The following is a 366-nucleotide window of genomic DNA, read 5'->3' as shown; positions in this document are numbered from 1 at the left end:
TCAGTTTGAAGAGTACTCTTAGCTCTTTCGATTTTATCAATAAGCACTCTCATTCCAGTTTGATTGACCATGAAGGAGAATGAGTCTTCTATAGGTTCACCAAAATAATTTAAAATCATTGCCTTTTGTAGAACTTTAGATACATCGATTGGGACAATTAAAACTTTTTCCAAATCGGTACCGCGAATCTCTTGTGCGAATTGACTTCTCCTCAATCCTTGTTTACTATTAAGTAGTCTCATTGATTATGTCCTCCTTGTCGGGTGGGTGATTGAGTAAACTTGGTTAAGTACATCAATCGTAGCATAGTCAATGGGACTTTTTGTGTATAAATACATTATTTCATACACCAGGAAATTATAAAAT

The 366-nt window shown here is 34.4% G+C and carries 1 pseudogene; it reads right to left on the bottom strand.

Features of this window, described 5'->3' with window-relative positions:
• A pseudogene (locus tag GMJ66_RS20335) lies at positions 1-242 on the bottom strand (IS110 family transposase); the annotation flags it as partial.
• Positions 243-366 lie beyond the last annotated feature (124 nt).

The sequence above is a fragment of the Oceanobacillus salinisoli genome, assembly GCF_009733865.1.
Taxonomy (GTDB): domain Bacteria; phylum Bacillota; class Bacilli; order Bacillales; family Amphibacillaceae; genus Oceanobacillus; species Oceanobacillus salinisoli.
This window is presented reverse-complemented; position numbering and strand designations above follow the sequence as displayed.